Genomic DNA, 25,217 nt, shown 5'->3' on the forward strand with positions numbered 1-25,217 from the left:
CAAGAACAGAGAAAACACGTATTTTACGCGGTTCTTGCTGCAAAAAAAGAAAGTGGCACCTAAAGTGCCACTTTCTTAATTAAAAATAAAGCTCGCTGACAAGACAATGACTTAAGCTTTCAATAGTTTTGCAATGTGCGCTTTCAGTACGTCAATCGCGATGCGGTTTTTACCACCACGAGGAACGATGATATCTGCGTACTGTTTAGACGGTTCAATAAACTGCATAAACATTGGGCGAACTGTTTTTTGATACTGTTTGAGTACCGATTCCATCGTACGACCACGCTCTTCCACATCGCGTTTCACACGGCGAAGTAGACAAATATCCAGTGGCGTGTCCATAAACACTGTCGCATGCATCAAATCACGCAGACGAGGATCCGTCAGAAGCAGGATGCCTTCAAGAATGATCACCTTCTTTGGTGTCATAGTGGTGGTGTTTTCAGTACGAGTGTGCTCCGTGTAGCTGTATTCAGGTACTTCAACCGACTCGCCTTTCATTAACTTTTCTAAGTGTTCACAAAGAAGATCGTGATCAAGTGCATTCGGGTGGTCATAGTTCGTTTTAACGCGCTCTTCCATACTCAGATGGCTTTGGTCGTTATAGTAGCAATCTTCCGTAATCACACCGATTTGATGGTCTCCCACCTTTGCACGTAGTTCGTTATAAATCGTACTGGCGATGAGGCTTTTACCAGAAGCAGAAGCGCCAGCAATACCGACGATGACGCATTGACTTTTTTCAGACATTAGTTGCACCCGATGATGATTTTTTGCAGTGGGAATAAGATAAACCGCCTGATTATAAGGAGTTCACTCATTAGATACTAGTCGCTTTTCCCAGTTTCGTGGTGCATTGTGTGTACTACGAAGAATAATAAACCAGGCAAACGTTTACCTGGTCATTATTTATTCTTTAACTCGTAATAAAATCATCCGTCTATACGGGTAAACAGGATCGTTTCAGGCTTTGCCTTACCATTCCAATACATCGAACTGCATATCTGCAAAGCAAGCTGACGGTATATTCTGCCGTGCTCGCTGTCTGGCCTTGCGACCACCGTTGGCACACCCGAGTCGAGATCTTCACGAACGCTGATATGCAACGGCACTTGCGCCAACAAAGATAAGCCAAACTGTTGCGCCATCTGTACCGCGCCGCCTTGACCAAAAATGTGCTCTTTGGCACCGCATTGACTGCAAATATGGTAACTCATGTTTTCTACAATCCCTGCCACGGGAACACCGATCTTTTCAAACATCGCGGCGCCCTTCTTCGCATCGGCTAACGCCAGATCCTGCGGAGTGGTAACGATAACACTGGTAGTAACGGGAATTTGCTGTGAAAGAGTTAACTGAATATCCCCAGTGCCGGGAGGCATATCGATCACTAAATAATCCAAATCTGGCCACTCAGTTTCATTCAGTAATTGAGAGAGCGCTTTTGATGCCATAGGTCCACGCCAAATGGCGGCTTCATTCTTATCCACCAAGTAACCAATAGAGTTGGTGTAGATGCCGTGCGCGAGGATCGGCTGCATCCATTTGCCGTCACGAACATCCGGTCTTTGATCGACACTCCCCAGCATGATAGGCAAAGAAGGTCCGTAGATATCCGCGTCTAGCAATCCCACCTTTGCGCCTTGAGAAGCGATCGCTAGTGCCAAATTCACCGCTGTGGTTGATTTACCCACACCGCCTTTAGCGGACGTGACGGCAATAATATTCTTAACCCCACGAACAGACTGAGAAACTTGAGTTTCTAACGCCTTAACTTGCTGACCTACCGTGAAAGCAAACGGTGGAACCGCACCACGCTGCTGTTGCTGAACAATCCACTCGCTGAGCGCGTCTTGAAGTTGCTGGGCAGCAAATGGGAGCTGAATGGCGAAAGTGCCATCGGCTTGAACCATCACAACACCATGCACTTCGCTCCATCGTGGAGCTAACGTTTCGTGCTCAAACTGATTCAACCAATGACAAAAATCTTGTTTAGAAGTGAACTGATGCATAACTCCTCCTTTTTCGACATCCTATCACCGAGTCTTGTCTGACTGAACCCCAAAAAAACCAGGTGATTATCCTTGTCAGCACCTTGGACTTAAAGGTTTCCTGAGTTAGTATTACCAATCAATTTTTATACCTATCGAGATAAGCGAATATTAAGTATGGCAAACGATCCAAGAAACTTTCCCCAAAGGAAATTGCTGGTAACTTGTGCCCTTCCGTACGCTAACGGTTCGATCCACCTTGGCCATATGCTTGAGCATATCCAAGCGGACATTTGGGTTCGTTACCAACGCCTACGCGGCAACATTGTAAACTTCATCTGTGCTGACGACGCTCACGGCACGCCAATTATGCTTAAAGCGCAACAGATGGGTATGTCTCCAGAAGAGATGATTGCTGCGGTGAGCATCGAGCACCAAAAAGATTTCGCTGGCTTTGATATTAGTTTCGATAACTATCACAGCACGCATTCCGATGAGAACCGTGAGCTGGCGTCTCACATTTATCTGCAACTGAAAAAAAATGGCTTTATTTCAAGCCGTACTATTTCTCAGTTGTTCGACCCTGAAAAAGAGATGTTCCTACCCGATCGTTTCGTGAAGGGAACGTGTCCGAAGTGTAAGTCTGAAGATCAATACGGCGACAACTGCGATGCTTGTGGCGAAACCTACAGCCCAACAGAATTGATCAATCCAAAATCTGCCGTCTCAGGCGCAACGCCAGTGATGAAAGATTCAGAGCACTTCTTCTTCGACCTGCCTCAGTTTGAAAGCATGCTAAAAGAGTGGACTCGCTCTGGCTCTCTGCAAACTGAAACCGCAAATAAAATGCAAGAATGGTTTGAGTCTGGTCTGCAGCAGTGGGATATCTCACGTGATGCACCTTACTTCGGTTTTGAAATTCCAGGCGAAAAAGACAAGTTTTTCTACGTTTGGCTAGATGCGCCAATCGGCTACATGGGTTCATTCAAAAACCTATGTGATAAGCGTGATGATCTTGATTTTGATGAATACTGGAATAAAGACAGTAAAACAGAACTTTACCACTTCATCGGTAAAGACATCGTTTACTTCCACAGCCTGTTCTGGCCAGCAATGCTAGACGGCTCTGGCTTCCGTAAGCCAAACAACGTTTTTGTTCACGGCTACGTAACCGTAAATGGTGCGAAGATGTCGAAGTCTAAAGGTACATTCGTGAAAGCGAGCACTTACCTTGAGCACCTTGATCCAGAGTGTCTGCGTTACTACTACGCAGCGAAGCTAAACAGCCGCATTGATGACCTAGACCTTAACCTTGAAGACTTTACTCAGCGCGTAAACGCTGACGTCGTAAACAAGATTGTTAACCTAGCATCGCGTAATGCGGGCTTCATTGCGAAACGCTTTGAAGGCAAGCTCGCTGAAAACTTCGTCGAGCCAGAGCTTTACAACGAATTTGTTGCCGCAGCAGACCGTATTGCTGAACTTTACGAAGCGCGTGAGTTCGGTCGTGCGATCCGTGAACTCACCGCGTTGGCGGACAAAGCTAACCAATACGTTGATGAAAAAGCGCCTTGGGTTGTGGCAAAACAAGAAGGCAAAGATCAGGAACTTCAGGAAATCTGTTCTGTTGGTATTAACCTGTTCCGCGTTCTAATGACTTACTTGAAGCCAGTTATGCCTGCTCTTGCAGCTCGCACTGAAGCCTTCTTGAATGAAGAGCTAACCTGGGAAGGTGTTGCTCAGCCATTAACAGCACACGAAATTACTGCGTTTAAAGCGCTATTCAATCGTATCGATCCGAAAAACATCGAAGCCATGATTGAAGCATCAAAAGAAGATGCGGCGGCTGAAATGGCGGCAAAAGAGAAAGCAGAAGCCTCTAATGCAGCTCAAGAGACCGAGCTAAGCAAAGATCCCATTGCCGAAGAAATTGAGTTTGATGACTTCGCGAAAGTGGACCTTCGTATTGCCAAAATCGTTTCTTGTGAATCGGTGCCAAAAGCTGACAAACTGTTGAAATTCCAATTGGATATCGGCGGTGAAATGCGTCAAGTCTTCTCTGGTATCAAAGCGGCGTACAATCCTGAAGATCTTGTCGGCAAGTACACAGTGGTTGTGGCAAACTTGAAACCACGTAAGATGAAGTTTGGTATGTCTGAGGGCATGATCCTAGCGGCAGGCCCTGGTGGCAAAGATCTTTGGATCCTTGAACCACATGAAGGCGCGCAGCCAGGCATGCGCGTGATGTAATTCAACGCTTCAATCTTTCAAAGCCCTGCACCCGCAGGGCTTTTTTGTGCCCAAAATCACACTATTAGTGCATTTGATGCACCAAATTAACCATAGACTCAAATCAGAATATTTCATCTCATTGTTTTGTAAAGAGATTTAATATGGCATTAAAACTGCTCCTACTATGCCATGCCCAAGCCAGTTGCTACTGCTGGTCGATAGAGTATGAGTGATTCTCCTTACGCATAGTGAGCTTTTGTCGTAGAGAAACACAACGCACCGCAGTAGATCCAACACGGAAGGGCTGAGTATCATGCATACAAGGAGTCTGCTATGTTCGTTCTACTCTCATCTCTCATTTCAATAGCAATCTTGCTCGTACTGTTTTATCTCTCCCACAAACGAGAGCGTCAACAAGAGCAAAAATATCAAGTGATCAGCACACTACGCGAGATTGTGCAGCTTTTGAGACAGCATCGTAGCGCAACCCACTTGAGCCTTTTGTATAAACAAGTGCACTCTAGCGAAATCCATCATACCCAAACGGAAGTACTGGCCAAATGCCAAGCACTGATCGAGCTTGCTTCAGGAGAAAGCAAGCCGTTGTATCGGATTTTACTCAGTCAATATCAAACTCTGTTCTCACAGTGGCAGGAACAGAGCATTGCCAAGAATCAGTTTTTGCACGGCAAAATGCTGCGCCACACATTGTTTCTTGTCGATGAAACGACCGTGGCTTGGCTAGCGGAATCTGAGCGCGACGAATTAATTGATGAGTATCATTGTCATTGGCAGGTGATCATTGAAAATCTCGATGCATTGACGCAATTGCGTATTGCTATTCAAGACTTACATCAACCACAAGGAAGGGAACGCTTTGCCCATTGTGCTCAGCGCATGGTTAGGCGCTTAAATCAGCTCACTTTGCTTAGCCCTTATCACATTGCAGCCCCTGCGAGCGTCGAAGTCATACGCGAGCTAGAGATGTACGCTAGCTTGCAGCAGGAAAAATTGAATAAGGCTAATGCCTATGAACTAACCTCGCTCATCTCAGCCACTATTTTCCGTTGCTACGATGAGATGCTGGATGAAATGATTGAAAGCCTCTACTTGCCGTTACCCAAATTAGCACTACGTTTTACCTAGCGTGCACTTGCTGCGAAGGACAAATGCACCTACGGGATGCTGAGAAACAAAAAACCTCAAACATGGTTTGAGGTTTTTTGTTTAAATTCGTTTGCTTTTAATGTGTTTGGCTTTTCTTCCAAACCACCAATTCAATCCATAGCGCTTCAAGTTCACTGATTTCTTCTTCTGTGAGTAAAGCAAGTGTTGAAGTCGTATGCGACGATGCACTTGATTGCAGTGAATAAATTTGCGAATAAAAATCCTTTTTTAATTGCGTCTTAATTGTATCCACTCTGATTACCCGTCAGTAAACCTACAATAACTGAATTAACTATTTCATATAATTTTCAAAAATGATAACAGCTTGCATGATAATTGCACAATTAATTGCTTATTATGGAATAATTGTCACATTCTTTTTGTGTGAATATTTCGGATCGAAATAACAAAGAAAATGATCAAAATAACGACAGGAAAGATCCAAAGTAATAATGTACTGCTATTTATTGGCGGATTATATAACACCATATTGCCATATCGGCTGGTCATAAAGTCCACCACTTCTTGATCGCTTTTCCCATCATTTATTTGGCTATACACAATAAAACGCAGATCTCGAGCCACTTGCGCATTCGACTCGAGGAGATTCTGATTCTGGCATTGGGGGCAGCGCAATTCCTTGGATAAACGTATTGCTCTCTCTTGCAGATCGACACTATGAAACTGAAACAAATCAACGTGATTAGAGCTTGTATTCTCGTTCTGTGCCTGACTAGAGAAAGAGACAAAAGCGACGAATAAGACGAGCCATGTCGATAATAATGTTCTATTTAAAATACGTAGCAAAATGTTTATTCCACTGTTTTTGATCTAATTTACCTCGAAATTTGATCATTATTTCCCCATTAGGGTTTATTAAGTAGGTTTCTGGTGTGCCAATCACGCCAAAATCGATTGAGACGATCCCGTCTGGATCATAAATCACCTTGGAATAAGGGTTACCTTCACTCTCCAAATAGCCCAACGCTTCTTGCTTATTATCACGATAATTTAAGCCAATCACGTCAATACCCTGCTGTTTAAGCGACATAATAAACGTATGTTCATCCCGACAAATCCCACACCAAGATGCCCAAACGTTCATCACACGGTATTGATCGGAAATAAGATCTTGCGTTGTGATCGTATTCGCCGAAAAAAGATCTTTTGCTTCAAGATTGGGCAAGGGAATCAGAGTGTCAGGCGTTGTGTGACCAGCATTTTGTCGTTCAATGCCCAAGACTGCGGTAAACGTAACGATGCCGACGATGCTCACCAACACAAGCAACTTAGTAACTTTGTTGTTCACAGTAGCGCTCCACCTTAACGCGTTGCTGAACTGGCTGTAATGCAGTGAACACCGCAGCAACAACCATCAAACCGCCTAGCCAGATCCACCAAATGTAAGCACGGTATTGGATCTTCAACGCATAGGCTTTAAGCCCGACTTTCTCACCCAGAGTCAGGTAGTAATCCCCATGCCAAAAAGACTTGATTGCGGGCTCTGTCATGTTCATGACCCTCACCGGGTAATGCCGTCTTTCAGGCAACAATTGAAATTGCCTATCGGCAAGGATGAGTGAGACCGACGCTCGCTCAGCGGTGTAGTTTGGTCCAATGGACCAGTCAATTCCTTGATAACGAATGGAAAAGCCATCGAACTGATGGTACGAGTTAGGTTCCACACGAACATTTCGTTCAAACGAATGTTGGGCATTCATCATCGCGCCGAGGCACACCAATGCAATACCAATATGAGAAAGCACCATTGGCAGTTTTTGGCGCCTCTTTGTTGGTGGCATAACAAACAATAACCGAAGGTGGCTAACAATCACCCAGGTCGTAACACACCAGAACAACAAAGTCATTGACGCCCATACCTGCACTTGCAGCAAATAGAGCATGGCACCGAGTACAGCGGAGACCACAAACTCCGTCAAAACGCGTTTGCGGCGCTGAAACAGGCCTTGCTGCCATTTTAGTAACGGCCCCCACCCCATTGCTAGCAGCCCTAAAAGGCTTAATGGCGCAATCATTGTATTGAAATACGGAGCGCCCACTGAGATGCTCCCAAGCCGCAGCAGCTCATAAATCATTGGGTAGAAGGTGCCAAGGAACACGGTACTGGTTGCGATCAGTAACAAACCCATCGCCACCAGCGTAAGGTATTGGCGACTTAGCCAATGGGTAATGCCTTTAGCGGGGATGCTATCGCTTTTGAGGATCAATAATGCAAAAGTGAGTAGAAAAATGAACGCCATGACCAGCAAAAGTACAATACCTTTGGTTGGATCCACGGCAAACGCATGTACCGATGTCAAAATCCCCGAGCGGACAATAAAAGTACCGAGAACACTGAAACCGAAGGTCAAAAACGCGAGCATATAGCTGGATTTATTGACCCCACCTTGCCGCTTTGATTGAACAAGTGTGTGTAACAAGGCGGTTGCTGTTAACCAAGGTAGCAAAGAGGCATTTTCAACTGGATCCCAGAACCACCAACCTCCCCAGCCTAATTCATTGTATGCCCACCAGGAGCCGACAATAATGCCTAAGGTGAGAAAGCCCCACGCAACCATCGCCCAGTCACGGCCTGCCTGAAACCAATGATGGATGGCCGATGGCTGTAACAACGCCGCCACGCCCAACGCTAGGATAGAAGCGAAACCGACATAACCAAGGTACAGTAGCGGGGGATGCAAAATGAGCCCAACATCTTGCAACATTGGGTTGAGATCGCGTCCATCACTGGCCAGTGATGGCGCGTACTCGAATGGGTTCGAGGTTAACAGAGTAAACCACGCGAAAATGGCGGTCAGCATGAGCATTACCGCAATATAATCGGCTTTGTACTGCGATGAGAACTCATCACGAGATCGAATCAAGCAAGCCCACAAACTTAAGGTGACGACCCAAAACAGCATCGAGCCTTGATGTCCTCCCCAACTTGCCGCAATTTTAAAGATCACGGGTAATTGGCTGTTGGAATGGCTTGCCACATAAGCCAATGCGAAATCATCGGCAACAAAAGCAAGAATCAGATACAACAAGGAAAAAGCAGAGCTGAGCGCCACTAAATACCCACAACCCAACATCAATGCGAGGGGTGTTTGCTTCGATAACAGTCGATTCATGGCGTGCAGTATCACTGCGAAACTACTGCCGACTGCCGCCAAAATCAGGCAAATTAGGCCCAGTTCTGCCTCCATCTATACTCCTTAATTAGACAACCGTCATCTGGCCGGCGTACAAAATAAACGTACGCAGCATCAAAACGCCAACCATGCTAAGTGTCGTGACCACAAAAATATAAGCATGTTTATGCCTCACTTCGGCTGGCACTAACCAGTTGAGTGTCAGCGGTAGCAACATACCAATCAGCACCACACCAACCCAAAACCACTGCGCCCAAAATCCACCAGAGATAGCATTCCAAGCAGCCATTTCCGCTTGTCCACCAGCAAAGATCAACCCGGTAAAGAAGGTGACCAATACAAACAACTCAAACAAGACCACAGGACGCTCAAAACCATGTACCCAACTGACACTTGGATCTTTTACTGACTCTTTAAACACCAAAATACCGAACATCAAACACGCTGCAGCGCCTGAAGACAAACTGGAGAAAAGAAACAGCAGTGGCAACACTGGATTATTGAGCATCGGATAGGTTTTCAATGCAGACAGTAGGAACCCCGTATAAGCCGCGAGCACTAACGCCAAAAAGGCCAAAAACAACTCGATGCTGTTTTCAAAACGTTTGAACCAGGTCAACAAGCCATCAACAAAGGTCAACTTATCACCGAGAAAATCAACGATCGTTTTCTGAAAGATAATCCCAATCCAAACAAACAACACAGCCATGTACACTTGGAAGAGAATAACCCCCATAGACATAACGGAAGTTGGATTGTAGAAAATCATGATCTTCCAAAACTCGAGAGGTTTGGTTAAGTGGAAAATCAAAATCGTTAAACCCGATATGATGCCAAACGGCGCCAGCCAAGCCATCGCTTTCATAATGCCATTTTGTGCAGGATCGCCGACAATCACTTTGCGTTTTAAGTACACAGTGATCATCACCGCCCCGGCAGACATACCGGCAAGGAAAAGATAGATTGCAATGATCCAATCCCAGACCAGAGAATCAAAGTGGAATGCAGATTCAAATCCGTTCATGCTACACCTCCCCTTTTTGATGTGGGATTTTGAATAATTTGGGTTTCGTGCCTAAGTGCACTTTGTCTCGGTAATAGACCTTCTCAGCCAATACTCGATTCACGTCACTTTGCGGATCATTTAAATCACCAAAAATCAGTGCCTTAGTTGGACAAGATTCCACACAGGCGGGTAGCTTGCCTTGCGCCAAATTGGTGTCTCGACAGAAATTGCATTTGTCGGCCGAGTGATCCACTGGGTTAAAGAAGCGCACTTGATAGGGACACGCGGCAAGGCAATAGCCGCAACCGACACATTTTTCTTTGTGGACATCCACGATGCCGGTTTTTTCATCTTTGTACGCCGCACCGGTAGGACAAACATAAACACAAGGTGGGTTTTCACAGTGTTGGCAAGATTTACGGGTGAAACGGTAATCGACATTCGGGTACTCACCGTGCGGCTCACTGCGTATGATCTCCAATCGACTTACGCCTTCAGGGACTTTGTTCACCTCTCGGCAGGCATCGGTACAAGCCGTACATCCGATACAGGCGGTCTCGTCGTGGATCATGCCATAACGAATTGCTTGGCCCTTATCCTCTTCCGCAAATGCTAAGCGCCCAGTCACCATAGAAGTGCCAGCAATGCCGTTGTCATGATCAACGCGCCACCACCAGCAAGGAAATTTCGTCTTGAACAACTCATATTACCTCTCCTCTTCTTTCTGGTTAAAGTCAGAGTGGCAATCCACACACATCTTGATTTTCTCTTTGCGCTCCAAGCCCAACACTTTGGCTTTATTGGCATGAACATCATGACAATTCGAGCAGGTTAGATTTTTCGCATGCACATCATGGGTCCAACTGGCTTGTTGGAGATCCTGAGGTTGATGACAATCGGTACAAGCACCATTGGCTTTCAGGATAGCACTGGTGTCCATGAACACTTTTTCCGTCCCTTCTTTCGATTGCGCTGGAGAGTATTTCGTAACAAGTGGTGCGCCTTCCCGATGGTCTGGTCCAATGTTGTTGTGACATTCCGTACAATTGACTTCGCGACCGAGAATTTTATGCGCATCTTCACCATGAGAACCGGACAACGTTTCCTTCGAGTCCTTATGACATTGAACGCATTTGTAATCACGGTCACGGATCAGTTCGACCTGGAATCGCGACGAGTCAGTGGCTTCTGTGGCTACAGAAGTGTCTGCTATCGCTGAGAATGAATAGCCATAGAAAGAGAATGCGAGAATAGATTTCAGCATTATGACTATGGCCAATTTTATATTGCCCATTTTATCCTTTCCTTATCCAAATAATAATTAAGAATCATTTTCAATTATTTCTTTGGTGATAAATTAATTCCTTCGAAATAACACGATTATTTCAAATGACATCAATTCTTATTTCGGAAAAGCCACAACGCTATACCTGTCAATTATCATACCCCTACTACTCTTTAGTAGTATCTATTTTTTGCTTAAAAAGCGACCTTAGTCACTCATTTTCTGTTGTGAAATTTTGCTAAATCATTGAGTTAAAAAAGAATAAATCTACCCCTTTAGGGGTATATAGATCTTATCGTGATAGCGATCACCTACCTAAATTGATCTAAAGCAATGAATAGATTTTCGCCAATTCTTTTCTAAATGTTACTGACCTAATATAAACATCAGATCTCCAATTCTTATTTGGAAATAGCAAACTCACAACGCTGCTAATAAAAACGAATATGGAGATAACACCGTGAGCATAAAACACTGGATGGCTTCCTCAGTCTCAGTTACTGCCCTTGTGATGACAGCGTTGCTGAATATCACTGCAGTCTCTGCAGAAGAAAAAGGACTGGTTGATCCGCGTAACGACGCATTTGAACAAAATCACCCAGACCAATATCAATCTTGGAAAAAGACCTCTGAAAGCGTCGAAATTGAAGATGCCTTAGCAGAAGATCCAAATATGGTGATTCTCTGGGCTGGCTATGGCTTTGCTAAAGATTACAACAAAGCGCGCGGCCACTTTTACGCATTGGATGATGTCAGACAGACACTACGCACTGGCGGGCCTCAAGATGCGAAATCAGGCCCAATGCCAATGGCTTGTTGGAGCTGTAAAAGCCCAGATGTTGCCCGCGTCATTGATGAGCGTGGCGAAGATGGTTACTTTGAAGGTAAGTGGGCACGTTTAGGGGCGGAAATTGCTAATCCTATCGGCTGTGCTGATTGTCATGATACCCGAAGCGAGAAATTCAAAAATGGCGAACCTGAGCTAGCGCTGACCCGCCCTTATGTAGAACGCGCTTTCCAAGCGATCAACAAACCGTTTGAGCAGCAATCCCGCTTAGACAAACAAGCATCGGTTTGTGCTCAGTGCCACGTTGAATACTACTTTACTGGCCCAACCAAAGCCGTCAAATTCCCTTGGGATATGGGCACTGGCGTACAACAAATGGAAGAGTACTATGACGCTCTAGGCTTTGCTGACTGGACGCATGCGGTCTCGAAAGCACCCATGTTAAAAGCGCAGCACCCAGGTTTTGAGACATGGCGTGAAGGCATTCATGGCAAGAACAAAGTCGTCTGTGTGGACTGTCACATGCCAAAAGTGAAGAAAGAAGATGGTACCGTCTACACCGATCACAAAGTCGGTAATCCTTTCGACCGTTTCGAAGATACCTGTGCGCAGTGCCACACTCAGAGTAAAGATCAGCTACGTGAAATTGTCTCTACCCGCAAAGCGCAAGTATTGAACATGAAGTTGACTGCGGAAAAACAAATCGTTGCGGCTCACTTTGAAGCGGGTGCAGCGTGGAAAGCTGGCGCTACTGAAGAAGAAATGAAACCGATTTTGCAAGATATTCGTCACGCTCAATGGCGTTGGGACTACGCGATTGCATCACACGGCGTCCATATGCACGCACCTGAAGTGGCACTTGAAGTGTTAGGTACTGCGGTCGATCGTGCAGCAGATGCCAGAACCAAGCTTGTTCGTCTCCTTGCTACAAAAGGCATCACCGAGCCAGTTCAAATTCCAGACATTTCCACCAAAGCCGCAGCACAAAAAGCACTCGGTATGGATATGGAGAAAATGAACGCCGAGAAACAACACTTCTTAAAAACCGTTGTGCCTGACTGGGATAAAGCCGCAGCAGAACGTGAGTCTAAGTACTAACAAAGTACAATTAACCAAAAACGTCAGCCTTCAGGCTGACGTTTTTATTTATCGATTGTTGCTTATTCTGGTTTGAACATTTCAAACAAACCTGCGGCGTAAAAAGTTTCTGTCTGGATATGCGCAATCATGAAAATCAAAAGAATCAACGAAAATCCATAGTTAAAACGATTGGTTACTTTGACTTTCGTAACCTCACATCCGTTACTGGCTGCTTTTAATCCAACTAAAGCAAACGGATAAGCAATGAGCATTGCCATAATGATCGTAAGATAGGTTGAGAGTAATTCCATCCTGGTCACCTCCCTATAAGAATACTTCCATATATACCTTAAACAGTACCCTAGCAGCTTAGCGTTACAGTTCGCGTTCAGGCCATCTGTTAAACACAGCAAACTCTTTGCTTAGAGTGAGTAAGCCAAACAACAACGTTTCTGACGCTTGTGCCAAGGAGTTACCTGAGGAGGATAGCAGAGTTGGTTAGGAAAATGGTCATATGGCAGCACTCAGTTTCAAAAATACCGAAACGCATCCCATGTTTGGCAACATTTACTTGAACAACGCTAATTAATGTATTGCTTAGCCACAATACGCTTAACGAGTTGAAGTTTGCATCAATGCCTTGGCTTGATGAATGGAGCGGATAACAGCTTCTCTGTCCAATTTAGGATCATTAGAATCCAGCAAATAGGTCCACGTATCAATCGCTTGCTGAAAACGAAAAGAGATAAAATGATCATTCGCGAGCAGCGATAAGGCGGCTTCATTGTAAGGTTCAAGTTGTAAGGCTTGCTCAAGCAAAAGGCTTACCTCACCACTCATTTGCTGAGATCCAAGGTAGTACAATGCGGTTGCTTTTGCCGCAAGTTGAGTAGAGGAAGGGTGCTCGGTCAGCTGTATTGCATAGTCGAAACAGATCAAAGCAGCATCCAACTCTTTATTGAGCAGATACCCTTGCCCAAGTTGAAACCACAACCCCGCATCATTCGGATTCTCTTTTAATTGAACTTGCAATTGCGCCATCAAATCCTCTGCCGTCATGCTCCTGAACATCGCATTTTCTGGCTTTGTTTCGGGGCGGGGGCTCTGCAGTACACCATAGGTAATTACAGCGCCGATCATCGTTAATAAGCTAAGTAAATACCATTGTTTCGCTGCCCATTTCGCGGCCGCCATCCAGATACTGATCAGAAAAAACAGCATCATAATTGTCGCGATAATTAACCAGCTATCCATATGATTATCCTTTAGAAAATGAGCGGCTAGCTTAGCAAACTTTTTAAGCAACTGCTTTGACCCATTGCCAACTTCCTATCGACAAAAATAAAAAAAAGCCAGATAGTTTGCACTATCTGGCTTTGTTATGTCGTTGCTAAGCAAGATTACTCTTGGTCGGCTGCGTCATCGTTGTCTGCTTGAGGATCTTGTGCCTGAGGTGCTTGCTCAGTCGCTTCCGTTGCGTCCGCTTCTTCGCCTTCTGGCAACTCAGTTTCTTCAACTTCATCAATGCGCTGTAAGCCCACGACCGATTCGTCTTCTGCAGTACGGATCAGGGTGACACCTTGAGTGTTACGACCCACTTGGCTCACTTCCGCCACACGAGTACGTACTAGTGTACCAGCGTCCGTGATCATCATGAATTCGTCACCGTCTTCAACTTGAACCGCACCAACAACACTACCGTTACGCTCAGAAACCTTAATAGACACAACACCCTGAGTGCCGCGGCCTTTGGTTGGGTACTCTGAAAGCACAGTACGTTTACCGTAACCGTTTTCAGTCACAGTAAGGACATCGCCGTCATTCTTCGGTACGATCAGTGACACAACTTGATCGCCATCAGCGAGTTTCATACCACGAACACCTGCCGCGGTACGGCCCATAGGACGCACGCCTTTGAACTTGATCTCTGGCTGACCGTTCTCATCAAGAGCTGGGTTACCATTTTCATCCAGTACTGGGCTCTCTTCTGCTTCTTTGAAGCGCACCACTTTACCAAATTTAGAGAACAGCATGATTTCGCTTTCGCCGTCAGTGATATCAACACCAATCAGCGAATCTTCATCACGTAGGTTCACAGCGATAAGACCATTTGCACGAACGTTGGAGAATTGATCAAGTGAGGTCTTCTTCACCGTACCATCGCCAGTTGCCATGAAGATAAACTTGTCAGCACTGAACTCTGTTACCGGTAGAATAGCCGTAATACGTTCGCTTTCTTCCAGCGGTAGTAGGTTCACAATTGGCTTACCACGAGCCGTGCGGCTGGCGAGAGGCAATTGATATACTTTCAGGCGGTAAGTCTTACCACGTGTTGAGAACAACAAAATGTTGTCGTGCGTGTTCGCTACCAATAGACGTTCGATGTAATCTTCATCTTTCATCTTGGTTGCGCTCTTACCCTTACCACCACGACGCTGTGCTTCGTAGTCGCTTAGAATTTGGTACTTAACGTAACCTTCGTGAGAAAGCGTCACAACAACGTCTTCACGAGCGATCAGCTCTTCAAGATCAATGTCATGGCTCGCAGCGGTGATTTCAGTACGACGTACATCGCCGAATGCATCACGAACCATTTCAAGTTCTTCGCGAATCACTTCCATCAAACGTTCAGTGCTTGCAAGGATATGCATCAACTCTTTGATTTCGTCTAATAGCGCTTTGTACTCGTCTAGGATCTTCTCGTGCTCTAGGCCTGTCAGTTTATGTAGGCGTAGATCAAGGATCGCTTGCGCTTGGGTTTCCGTTAGGAAGTACTGACCATCACGGATGCCATATTGAGGTTCAAGCCAATCTGGACGAGCAGCGTCAGTTCCGGCGCTTTCAAGCATGGCAGCTACGTTGCCCAGATCCCAGCCACGAGCCACTAAGCCCGCTTTCGCTTCTGCAGGAGTCGCTGCGTTACGGATCAATTCGATGATTTCATCGATGTTCGCAAGAGCCAGCGCCAACGCTTCAAGGATATGGGCACGATCGCGTGCTTTCTTCAACTCGAAGATAGTACGACGAGTGACGACTTCACGACGGTGATCAACGAAGCACTTCAACATCTCTTTCAAGTTGAATAGCTTTGGCTGGCCGTTATCAAGCGCAACCATGTTGATGCCGAAAGTCGTTTGCAGCTGAGTTTGGGCGTAAAGGTTGTTTAGAACCACTTCACCCACTGCGTCGCGCTTACATTCAATAACAATGCGCATACCGTCTTTGTCCGACTCGTCGCGCAGTGCACTGATGCCTTCTACTTTCTTATCTTTCACTAGCTCAGCGATCTTTTCGATCAAACGAGCTTTGTTCACTTGATATGGGATCTCAGTAACGATGATGGTTTCTTTGCCATTCTTCTCGACTTCGATTTCCGCTTTTGAACGCATGTAGATTTTGCCGCGACCAGTTTTGTACGCGTCAATAATGCCTTTACGTCCGCTAATCAAAGCAGCCGTAGGGAAATCTGGACCAGGAATGTAATCCATCAGCTCATCAATCGTGATGGCTTCGTTATTGATGTATGCAAGGCAGCCATCAATCACTTCCGTCAAGTTGTGCGGAGGAATGTTGGTTGCCATACCTACTGCGATACCGGAAGAACCGTTGACCAGCAGGTTTGGAATTTTCGTAGGAAGAACCGCTGGGATCTGTTCTGTACCGTCATAGTTCGGCACGTAATCCACGGTTTCTTTATCTAGGTCAGCCAAAAGCTCGTGGGCGATTTTCGCCATGCGAACTTCGGTATAACGCATTGCTGCCGCGGAGTCACCATCGATCGAACCAAAGTTACCTTGGCCATCGACCAGCATGTAACGTAGCGAGAACGGTTGTGCCATACGCACGATGGTGTCGTATACCGCACTGTCACCATGAGGGTGATATTTACCGATTACGTCGCCGACGACACGGGCAGATTTTTTATATGGTTTATTCCAGTCGTTGCCTAGTACATTCATCGCGTAAAGCACGCGGCGGTGTACTGGTTTTAGGCCATCACGCACATCCGGAAGAGCACGACCCACGATAACGGACATCGCGTAGTCAAGGTATGAACCTCTTAGCTCATCTTCAATGTTTACGGGCGTGATCTCTTTAGCTAGATCGCTCATAGAGCCATTATCCCTCTATTTTCTGATCGTATGTACAATACGTGTAAGGTGCAAAAATATAACACACAATTCCCTAGTTCGGCATCACTTTCCCTGTCCTTTTATCAGGTTGTGACCTCGGTTGAGAATCAATCGAAGAGAAATTGCACATTTTTTGTCTATGCTGCTGATAAAGGGTGTAATTTTGACCAGTTCAGCACAAAAAGCAGTTTCTCTATGGAGGAAAAAAGCGAAGGCGTTATAATGCCGTCCTATTTTCAAGGAAGCAGAATCACCCAGAGCAGCGCTTATGACTAAAACACAAAACGTTGACCCAAACGAAATCAAAAAATTCGAAGACATGGCTTCTCGCTGGTGGGACTTGGAAGGTGAGTTTAAACCACTTCACCAAATCAACCCGTTGCGTCTGGATTACGTACTGTCAAAAGCAGATGGTTTATTTGGCAAGAAAGTGCTCGATGTCGGCTGCGGCGGTGGCATTTTAGCCGAAAGCATGGCAAAAGAAGGCGCTGTTGTGACGGGATTGGACATGGGCAAAGAACCCCTTGAGGTTGCTCGTCTGCATGCTCTTGAAACCGGTACCAAACTCACGTATATCCAAAGCACTATTGAAGATCACGCGGCTGAAAATGCACAAATGTACGATGTCGTGACATGCATGGAAATGCTAGAGCACGTTCCCGATCCACTGTCTGTGATTCGTTCTTGTGCTGCACTGGTTAAACCGGGTGGCCACGTGTTCTTTTCTACCTTAAATCGCAATATCAAATCGTATCTGTTTGCGATTGTTGGTGCGGAGAAACTGTTGAAAATCGTTCCCGAAGGGACGCACGACCATGACAAGTTCATCCGTCCTTCTGAATTGATTAAGATGATCGACCAAACCGATTTGTGTGAACAAGGCATCACAGGCTTGCACTACAACCCTCTGAGCGACACCTACAAATTGGGGCGTAATGTTGATGTCAATTACATCGTTCACACTCAGAAATTCTAAAGTAAAGTGAATGTAATTTTTAAAGGCAGTAGCACAAAACTACTGCCTTTTTTAGTTAAAGCATGCACGTTTTTTGTGCTTGCGATTCCATTTTAACCAAGCCAGTTTTCGCATACAAAAAAGCATAAAGATCAAGAAAAATATTTTCGTTTGCGGTTAAGAATAAACCGATCCAAAAATCACACTTTTCTTCATCCAAGTGCGCTCTTTTCTCATCGGTAAGTGTTTACTTACAGTTTTTTGTAATTTTGCAAGTTATCCACAAGTCATCCAGAGTCTGTGCCTTGAAAACCGATGCCAATAGCACTATCTTGTAACCCGAAAACATTAGTACCCCTATATGTTGTGTTTGAACTACAATATGTAGATAGACTTTGATCACAAAGCCACGAAGAAATTTACAGTTGTTTCAATAGAAACACACAAAAATAAGGCTTTTATCAGTTTTGTTAGGGAAAGAAAGCAGAATGAACCAACAACTTACCGTCACCAAGCGTGATGGCCGTAAAGAAAACATCGATCTAGAGAAGCTCCATCGCGTGATTACTTGGGCCGCCGAAGGCCTAGACAACGTCTCTGTTTCACAAGTAGAACTGCGCGCTCACATTCAGTTCTATGATGGCATCACGACGAGCGATATCCACGAGACTATCATCAAATCTGCTGCTGACTTGATTTCTGAAGAGACGCCAGATTACCAATATTTGGCGGCTCGTCTTGCAGTCTTCCACTTGCGTAAAAAAGCATACGGTCAATATGAGCCACCAACGCTGTACGATCACGTTGCGCGCCTCGTTGATATGGGTAAATACGACAAGCATATCCTTGAAGACTATACCAAAGCAGAGCTCGATGAGCTGGATGCTTACCTCGATCATAAACGTGACCTCGATTTCTCTTACGCGGCTGTAAAACAGCTTGAAGGTAAGTATTTCGTGCAAAACCGTGTAAGTGGTCAAATCTACGAAAGTGCACAGTTCCTGTACATTTTGGTAGCCGCTTGCCTATTTGCAAAATACCCAAAAGAGACACGCCTAGATTACGTTAAGCGTTTCTATGACGCGACATCGACCTTTAAGATTTCGCTACCAACACCAATCATGTCTGGTGTGCGTACACCGACTCGTCAGTTCAGCTCATGCGTTCTGATCGAATGTGGTGACAGCCTAGATTCGATTAATGCGACAGCAAGCTCTATCGTACGTTACGTTTCTCAACGTGCGGGTATCGGTATCAACGCAGGTCGTATTCGTGCGTTGGGGTCTGAAATCCGTGGTGGTGAAGCGTTCCACACGGGTTGTATTCCGTTCTACAAGTACTTCCAAACTGCCGTGAAATGCTGTTCTCAAGGCGGTGTGCGTGGTGGTGCAGCAACGGTGTTCTACCCGATGTGGCACGGCGAAGCTCGCTCACTCATGGTACTGAAAAACAACCGCGGCGTTGAAGAAAACCGTGTCCGCCACATGGACTACGGTGTTCAGTTAAACAAACTGATGTACCAACGTCTGGTTGAAGGTGGCAACATCACGCTGTTCTCTCCGTCAGATGTACCAGGGCTTTACGATGCGTTCTTCGAGAACCAAGCGGAATTTGAACGTCTGTATGTGAAATACGAAAACGATCCGTCAATTAAGAAAGAGACGGTAAAAGCGCTAGAGATGTTTACCTTACTCATGCAAGAGCGCGCGTCTACTGGCCGTATTTACATTCAGAACGTGGACCACTGTAATACACACAGCCCGTTTGATGCAGAAGTCGCGCCGGTGCGCCAGTCAAACTTGTGTCTGGAAATTGCGCTGCCAACCAAACCACTTGCTAACGTTGAGGATGACTCAGGCGAAATCGCGCTCTGTACCTTGTCTGCTTTCAACCTTGGTGCAATCAACACACTTGACGATCTTAAAGAGTTATCTGAATTGGTGGTGCGTGCTCTTGATGCTCTGCTTGATTATCAAGATTACCCACTACCAGCGGCGTACAAATCAACGATGAACCGTCGTACTTTGGGTGTGGGTGTGATCAACTACGCGTACTACCTTGCCAAACACGGTGTGAAATACTCGGATGGCAGTGCCAATGGTTTGACTCACCGTACGTTTGAAGCGATTCAGTACTACCTATTGAAAGCATCGGTTGAGTTGGCGAAAGAACAAGGTAAGTGCCCACTGTTCCACGAAACCAACTACGCGAAAGGCTTAATGCCGATTGACACGTACAAGAAAGACATCGATTTGATCTGTGATGAGCCCCTTCATTACGACTGGGATGCGCTGCGTGCTGAAATCATGGAACATGGTCTACGTAACTCGACACTCACCGCGCTAATGCCTTCTGAGACCTCTTCTCAGATTTCTAACGCGACGAACGGTATCGAGCCACCACGTGGTTATGTGTCGGTCAAAGCATCAAAAGATGGTATTTTGAAGCAGGTTGTGCCTGACTTCATCGAGTTGAAGAACAACTATGAGCTGTTGTGGAACATCGGCTCAAACGATGGCTACCTACATCTTGTTGGTATTATGCAGAAGTTCGTTGACCAAGCCATTTCGGCAAACACAAACTACGATCCTGCTCGTTATGAGAGCGGCAAAGTGCCAATGAAGAAGCTGCTTCAAGATTTGCTCACCGCGTACAAGTTTGGCGTAAAAACGCTTTACTACCATAACACCCGTGATGGCGCGAAAGACGAGCAAAAAGACGCAGTTCAACCACAAGATGACGATTGTGCAGGCGGCGGTTGTAAGATTTAATCTTCCCCACTCATAATCGAAACCAATACAGACTATCGAATGCCTCCCCTGTAGGGGAGGTTAAAAGGAATTGAGGCATCATGGCTTACAGTACTTTTAACCAAACTAAAAATGACCAGCTCAAAGAACCGATGTTTTTGGGCCAATCGGTTAACGTTGCACGTTACGACCAGCAAAAGTTCGAGATCTTTGAAAAGCTGATCGAAAAACAATTGTCTTTCTTCTGGCGCCCAGAAGAAGTCGACGTGTCGAGCGATCGCATCGACTACAACAAACTGCCTGATCATGAGAAGCACATCTTCATCTCAAACTTGAAGTACCAAACGCTGCTTGATTCGATCCAAGGCCGTAGCCCAAACGTGGCATTGCTTCCGTTAGTTTCTCTTCCTGAGCTAGAGACATGGATTGAAACTTGGTCTTTCTCTGAAACGATCCACTCTCGTTCTTATACGCACATCATTCGTAATATCGTCAATGATCCAAGTGTCGTTTTTGATGACATCGTCGAAAACGAACACATTCTTAAGCGTGCGAAAGACATCGCGCACTACTACGATGATTTGATTCAATTGACCAACGACTACCACCGCTTTGGCGAAGGTGAGCACGTGGTGAATGGCGAAACCATTAAAGTTAGCCTGTATGAACTGAAGAAAAAACTCTACTTGTGTCTGATGTCAGTTAACGCGCTCGAAGCCATTCGCTTCTACGTGAGCTTTGCATGTTCATTTGCTTTCGCGGAGCGTGAGCTTATGGAAGGCAACGCAAAAATCATCAAGCTGATCGCTCGTGATGAGGCCCTGCATCTTAACGGCACTCAGCACATGATCAACCTACTGCGCAATGGTCAAGATGACTTCTCCTTCATGCAAATTGCAGAAGAAGCGAAGCAACAGTGTTTTGATCTGTTCAAAGAAGCGGCTGAGCAAGAGAAGGAATGGGCAGAATACCTGTTCAAAGATGGTTCGATGATTGGCCTGAACAAAGACATTCTTTGTCAGTACGTTGAGTACATTACCAACATTCGCATGCAAGCCGTTGGTCTTCCAGTGGCGTACCCGAATGCAACCTCGAATCCAATTCCTTGGATCAATGCTTGGTTGTCTTCTGACAACGTGCAAGTGGCACCACAAGAAGCGGAAATTTCCTCTTACTTGGTAGGCCAAATTGACAACGAAGTTCACTCTGACGATTTTGAGGGTTTTGAACTCTAATGCCAAAAATCCGCATCAACAAGCTACACAGCATTGAGTCCAACCGTGCTAACACCATTTTGGAAACGATGGAACAAGCAGGGTTGCAGCCAGAATATAACTGTCGTGACGGGCACTGTGGTGCATGTCGCTGCAAGCTTGAGTCTGGCGAAGTGGAGTATGTGGGTTTTGCCATGGCCTATACACAAGGCAATGAGATTTTGCCGTGTATCTGCCGCGCGAAAACAGATGTGGTATTGAGTGACGTCAATTACGTCCTAAAAGAAAAACGCGCTTAATCTTTTTTGACCAAGAAACAAAGAGCCAGCAAAAAATATGCTGGCTCTTTTTCTTTCTGTGTGAACGTGTGAACAAAAACAAATCGCGCTTAACTCAACATATTTATTTCACTAGACTGCTCGGTACAAACATTTCTTTGACTTTCGTGACGGAGAAATAGTCCCCAAACATGGGTTTCTTTTCTAAGTAACGACGCAATACATCCGCCGCGACCGTGCTGATCACCTTATTCGCTTCCTTTCGCGCATACTCACGGTTTAACTCCAGCACCATCCCCCACTCACCACCATGCGCTGATAAAGCCACAGAGAATTGTTTTCCGTTGAGTTTACCGGTCACCAAAGCAAGGTCTGTCGCGCATTTTTCACGCGTCGCACCCGCTAAAGCAAACGCCGCAGCAAGAGGATTACTGTGATCGATAGTCTCACTGCCTTTGGCCGAAAGCACCCAGCCATGACCACTCTGCTCCGCAATATTCTGCTCAGATTGCAGCCAACTGGTTAAGTAACCATAGCTACTCTGCTCCGCCGTCGCTAAAGTTAAGTCTTTCTCTTTCAACATATGGCCAATGTGTTCTAGCATCGGCTCGTCCACGCTCACTACGTTACTTTCCAGTAATTTGTAGATCAACTGCATCACTTTGACGCGCTCATCAAGGGCATCTTTTGGTCCAAACAGTTTCACTTCAATAAATGGCAAACTTGAGCGGTAACCTAACTCGTAGCCTTGTGGCAATTTCAGCGCATCGAGCTTATCTGAAATACCAGATTCAGACAGACCAAAGGTATAAAGACGGCTACATTGATACGCTTCATTGTTTGGCCACTGGGCTTTGAGATCTGGCAGAATCTGCGTTTCAACCATAACTTTAAATTCACGAGGGACACCCGGCGTGAAATAGAACAGGGCATCATTGATGTGCATCTTGAAGCCGCAAGCCGTACCTATCGGGTTGTCTACAATTTCGGCTATTTCAGGCAACATGGCTTGCTTGAGGTTACTGTCTGGCATAGGGCGATTACGCTCACGGTACATCTCTCCCATGCGAGTCAACCACGCTTTAAACAGCACAATTTTGCATTCGGCGGCTTTGGCTGCCGCTGCCGCACTCATATCGTCTGTGGTTGGTCCTAAGCCACCATTGACGATGACAACATCGTTGTTAAAGCTCAACATGAGTAGCTCTTCGACCAAGGCATTCATTTGATCCCCAACGGTCGAACGCTTAGTCAGGGCAAAACCTTGCTCATACATGACGCTTGAAAGCCAAGCGGCATTCGTGTCGACAATGTCACCGTGAAGCACTTCTTCACCCGTACTCAACATGGCAATTTTCACGAATCGTATTCCTTAAATAATCTGGAGTCATTCACTCTTAAAGCGATATATTTCGGTTAGACCAAACTCTTATGCCAATTGTTTCGGCTAAATTGATGACAACTGTTCCCATAAAGGTCACTTTAAGGGATAATTGTGAGCTCGATCATCTAACACAACTTGGAGACCCTTTGTGTCAAAGCAAATCTTAAAAACTACAGCTTTGAGTGGACTCATTCTTACCGCTTCTGCATCTGCTACCGAACAATACGACTTCAGTAAGCACATAGAATTTTCGTACAGCACCAACTGTCTTCAAGAGTACTGTGTCAGCGACAACTTGTATAGCTACAAGCCTACGACTACGTTGTCTTTAGATGAGCCGAGTAATGAACTGAATTTAGACGCAGGTACGCAACCTAAGCACTACATTGTCCCACAAGATAAAGACTGGGACTATCTGATGGGTCAAACCTACACCATTCTCGGTTTGAGTGTGGCGACAGTAGGCTTGATGACTTTGTTACCAGAAAGCATTACCAAGTGGGATGACGATGCTCGAGACATCAGTAATCTAGGTAGCAAGTGGAAAGACAACGTTTCCTCTGGCCCAGTATGGGACCGCGACGAGCACTTCTTAAACTACATCATGCACCCTTACTTTGGTGGTGTGTACTACACGGCGGCACGCCACGCCGGATACAACGAATTTGAATCGTTTCTTTACTCTTCTGTCATGTCGACTTTCTTCTGGGAATACGGCGTAGAAGCGTTTGCAGAAGTACCATCATGGCAAGATATCTTCATTACGCCATTTTTCGGTGCCGTGGTTGGTGAAATCATGTTGGAAACGGAGCAAAATATTATCGCCAATGGCGGTGAAGTTTTAGGCTCCGAAACCGTGGGCGATGTGTCACTGTTTTTCCTTAACCCTGTTGGTCATATCCATTACTGGGTCAGTAACGCATGGGGTGGCAGTGCTGAAGTCAACTTTGTTTCTAATCCTTGGTTTGGTAATCAGGATGCGGCCAAATATGCGTTGGATTCTGGCTACGCATACGACAACCAGTTCTACGGGTTTGATTTCAAAGTCACATTCTAACCAATCATTTTTGTAGCGGGCGACCTCAACGGTCGCCCTTTTTGTGCCTTACCACTGAATTTCTCCATCCACTTTTGGGATTAGGTGAAAAACTTGACCTTAGTCAAACCTGTCATACATCGATAGCTTCTACACTGAAATCAGACAAGGATTATTTCTTTTAATCAACAAGTTGCTTGATGTGTCAGGGGGAAGTTATGAACAGTGTATTCATCGTTAATTTCGTTGGTAGAGCCTCTCCAACAACGATCAAACAGTTAGCGGCTATTACTCATGAAAATGGGGGTAAATGGCTAATCAGCAAGGTTAACTTCATTGAAGACCAAGTGGCCGCAGTGATTAAAATTGACATGCCATCACAGCACGTTCAAACCGTTAAAGATGCCTTCAGCTCTCACCCAGACTTGGTTGTTCAGTTTGTTGATTCAGACTCAACCACTCACGACAAAGAAACCATCTTCCAACTTCGTCTCGATTCGAATGATCGTGCCGGCATTGTCAATGAGATTACCCACGTGCTCGACAATCAAGGCATCAGCATTCTTGATATGGACTGCCAACGCGTATTTATTGCTGGCGGCGGCGGTGTCAGCTCCAGTTTGTTTACCGCTAATATGGCGATTAAATTGCCTGTCGAGCTTGATATAGAAGACGTCGCCAACGAGCTAGAATCCTTGAGTGAAGACACTCGCGTGATTATCGAGTCTTAACAAACAAAAAGAGCAGCCAACTGGCTGCTC

21 protein-coding genes and 1 pseudogene are annotated in these 25,217 nt (G+C 45.6%); 9 read left to right on the plus strand and 13 right to left on the minus strand.

Going from position 1 to position 25,217, the window contains the following annotated elements; all coding sequences use genetic code 11:
- Nucleotides 1–111: 111 nt before the first annotated feature.
- On the minus strand, nucleotides 112–753 hold the full coding sequence (gene udk, locus VV1_RS14320; RefSeq protein ID WP_011080832.1) for a uridine kinase: 642 nt from the start codon (nucleotides 751–753) through the stop codon (nucleotides 112–114).
- Between the two features lie 182 nt (nucleotides 754–935).
- Nucleotides 936–2,015, minus strand: a complete 1,080-nt coding sequence (gene apbC, locus VV1_RS14325) for an iron-sulfur cluster carrier protein ApbC (protein ID WP_011080833.1) — start codon at nucleotides 2,013–2,015, stop codon at nucleotides 936–938.
- A gap of 156 nt (nucleotides 2,016–2,171) precedes the next feature.
- Here apbC and metG point away from each other — a divergent pair, with 156 nt between their 5' ends.
- Both metG and VV1_RS14335 read left to right on the plus strand, forming a co-directional pair.
- Nucleotides 2,172–4,244 (plus strand): methionine--tRNA ligase, encoded by a 2,073-nt coding sequence (gene metG / locus VV1_RS14330; RefSeq protein WP_011080834.1) that lies wholly within the window; start codon nucleotides 2,172–2,174, stop codon nucleotides 4,242–4,244.
- 315 nt (nucleotides 4,245–4,559) lie between these two features.
- Entirely contained in the window at nucleotides 4,560–5,372 is an 813-nt protein-coding gene (locus VV1_RS14335; protein ID WP_011080835.1) for a hypothetical protein, read from the plus strand.
- 97 nt (nucleotides 5,373–5,469) lie between these two features.
- On the opposite strand, the gene VV1_RS24965 is transcribed toward VV1_RS14335, so the two are convergent.
- From VV1_RS24965 to nrfB, 7 genes and pseudogenes are all read right to left on the minus strand, one after another.
- Nucleotides 5,470–5,646: a hypothetical protein gene (locus tag VV1_RS24965; RefSeq protein WP_011149954.1), complete on the minus strand. Its 177-nt coding sequence runs from the start codon at nucleotides 5,644–5,646 to the stop codon at nucleotides 5,470–5,472.
- A 116-nt stretch (nucleotides 5,647–5,762) separates the two neighbouring features.
- The gene (gene nrfF, locus VV1_RS14345) at nucleotides 5,763–6,200 is read right to left on the minus strand and encodes a heme lyase NrfEFG subunit NrfF (RefSeq protein WP_043921053.1); all 438 of its coding nucleotides are present in this window, start codon (nucleotides 6,198–6,200) and stop codon (nucleotides 5,763–5,765) included.
- Complete coding sequence (locus VV1_RS14350; protein ID WP_011080836.1) at nucleotides 6,181–6,702, minus strand: DsbE family thiol:disulfide interchange protein; 522 nt, start codon at nucleotides 6,700–6,702, stop codon at nucleotides 6,181–6,183. The genes nrfF and VV1_RS14350 overlap by 20 nt, the downstream gene beginning before the upstream one ends.
- Nucleotides 6,683–8,602, minus strand: a complete 1,920-nt coding sequence (locus VV1_RS14355) for a heme lyase CcmF/NrfE family subunit (protein WP_011080837.1) — start codon at nucleotides 8,600–8,602, stop codon at nucleotides 6,683–6,685. Before VV1_RS14355 ends, VV1_RS14350 begins: the two co-directional genes overlap by 20 nt.
- Nucleotides 8,603–8,615: 13 nt before the next feature.
- Nucleotides 8,616–9,572, minus strand: coding sequence for a cytochrome c nitrite reductase subunit NrfD (gene nrfD / locus VV1_RS14360; protein ID WP_011080838.1), 957 nt, complete (start codon nucleotides 9,570–9,572; stop codon nucleotides 8,616–8,618).
- A 1-nt stretch (nucleotide 9,573) separates the two neighbouring features.
- Nucleotides 9,574–10,259 (minus strand): annotated as a pseudogene (gene nrfC, locus VV1_RS14365) (cytochrome c nitrite reductase Fe-S protein).
- A gap of 1 nt (nucleotide 10,260) precedes the next feature.
- Entirely contained in the window at nucleotides 10,261–10,848 is a 588-nt protein-coding gene (gene nrfB, locus VV1_RS14370; RefSeq protein ID WP_043921054.1) for a cytochrome c nitrite reductase pentaheme subunit, read from the minus strand.
- Between the two features lie 451 nt (nucleotides 10,849–11,299).
- Here nrfB and nrfA point away from each other — a divergent pair, with 451 nt between their 5' ends.
- Nucleotides 11,300–12,724 (plus strand): ammonia-forming nitrite reductase cytochrome c552 subunit, encoded by a 1,425-nt coding sequence (gene nrfA, locus VV1_RS14375; protein WP_011080841.1) that lies wholly within the window; start codon nucleotides 11,300–11,302, stop codon nucleotides 12,722–12,724.
- A gap of 62 nt (nucleotides 12,725–12,786) precedes the next feature.
- Here nrfA and VV1_RS14380 read toward each other — a convergent pair whose 3' ends face one another.
- The 3 genes from VV1_RS14380 to gyrA form a co-directional block, all read right to left on the minus strand.
- Entirely contained in the window at nucleotides 12,787–13,017 is a 231-nt protein-coding gene (locus VV1_RS14380; protein ID WP_011080842.1) for a hypothetical protein, read from the minus strand.
- 301 nt (nucleotides 13,018–13,318) lie between these two features.
- On the minus strand, nucleotides 13,319–13,960 hold the full coding sequence (locus VV1_RS14385; RefSeq protein WP_011080843.1) for a TPR domain-containing protein: 642 nt from the start codon (nucleotides 13,958–13,960) through the stop codon (nucleotides 13,319–13,321).
- A gap of 146 nt (nucleotides 13,961–14,106) precedes the next feature.
- Nucleotides 14,107–16,818: a DNA topoisomerase (ATP-hydrolyzing) subunit A gene (gene gyrA / locus VV1_RS14390; RefSeq protein ID WP_011080844.1), complete on the minus strand. Its 2,712-nt coding sequence runs from the start codon at nucleotides 16,816–16,818 to the stop codon at nucleotides 14,107–14,109.
- A gap of 289 nt (nucleotides 16,819–17,107) precedes the next feature.
- Here gyrA and ubiG point away from each other — a divergent pair, with 289 nt between their 5' ends.
- From ubiG to yfaE, 4 genes are all read left to right on the plus strand, one after another.
- Nucleotides 17,108–17,815, plus strand: a complete 708-nt coding sequence (gene ubiG / locus VV1_RS14400) for a bifunctional 2-polyprenyl-6-hydroxyphenol methylase/3-demethylubiquinol 3-O-methyltransferase UbiG (RefSeq protein WP_011080845.1) — start codon at nucleotides 17,108–17,110, stop codon at nucleotides 17,813–17,815.
- Nucleotides 17,816–18,282: 467 nt separating this feature from the next.
- Complete coding sequence (gene nrdA / locus VV1_RS14405; protein ID WP_011080846.1) at nucleotides 18,283–20,565, plus strand: class 1a ribonucleoside-diphosphate reductase subunit alpha; 2,283 nt, start codon at nucleotides 18,283–18,285, stop codon at nucleotides 20,563–20,565.
- An 80-nt stretch (nucleotides 20,566–20,645) separates the two neighbouring features.
- Nucleotides 20,646–21,779, plus strand: coding sequence for a class Ia ribonucleoside-diphosphate reductase subunit beta (gene nrdB, locus VV1_RS14410; protein WP_011080847.1), 1,134 nt, complete (start codon nucleotides 20,646–20,648; stop codon nucleotides 21,777–21,779).
- Nucleotides 21,779–22,057, plus strand: a complete 279-nt coding sequence (yfaE, locus tag VV1_RS14415; RefSeq protein ID WP_011080848.1) for a class I ribonucleotide reductase maintenance protein YfaE — start codon at nucleotides 21,779–21,781, stop codon at nucleotides 22,055–22,057. Before nrdB ends, yfaE begins: the two co-directional genes overlap by 1 nt.
- 103 nt (nucleotides 22,058–22,160) lie before the next feature.
- On the opposite strand, the gene VV1_RS14420 is transcribed toward yfaE, so the two are convergent.
- Entirely contained in the window at nucleotides 22,161–23,396 is a 1,236-nt protein-coding gene (locus VV1_RS14420) for a CinA family nicotinamide mononucleotide deamidase-related protein (protein ID WP_011080849.1), read from the minus strand.
- A 184-nt stretch (nucleotides 23,397–23,580) separates the two neighbouring features.
- Here VV1_RS14420 and VV1_RS14425 point away from each other — a divergent pair, with 184 nt between their 5' ends.
- Nucleotides 23,581–24,477 carry a DUF3943 domain-containing protein gene (locus VV1_RS14425; RefSeq protein ID WP_170861605.1) on the plus strand — a complete coding sequence of 299 codons (897 nt, stop codon included), beginning with the start codon at nucleotides 23,581–23,583 and terminating at the stop codon, nucleotides 24,475–24,477.
- Between the two features lie 197 nt (nucleotides 24,478–24,674).
- Nucleotides 24,675–25,187: a glycine cleavage system transcriptional repressor gene (locus tag VV1_RS14430; protein WP_011080851.1), complete on the plus strand. Its 513-nt coding sequence runs from the start codon at nucleotides 24,675–24,677 to the stop codon at nucleotides 25,185–25,187.
- Nucleotides 25,188–25,217: the final 30 nt, after the last annotated feature.

Source organism: Vibrio vulnificus CMCP6 (genome assembly GCF_000039765.1).
GTDB lineage: Bacteria > Pseudomonadota > Gammaproteobacteria > Enterobacterales > Vibrionaceae > Vibrio > Vibrio vulnificus_B.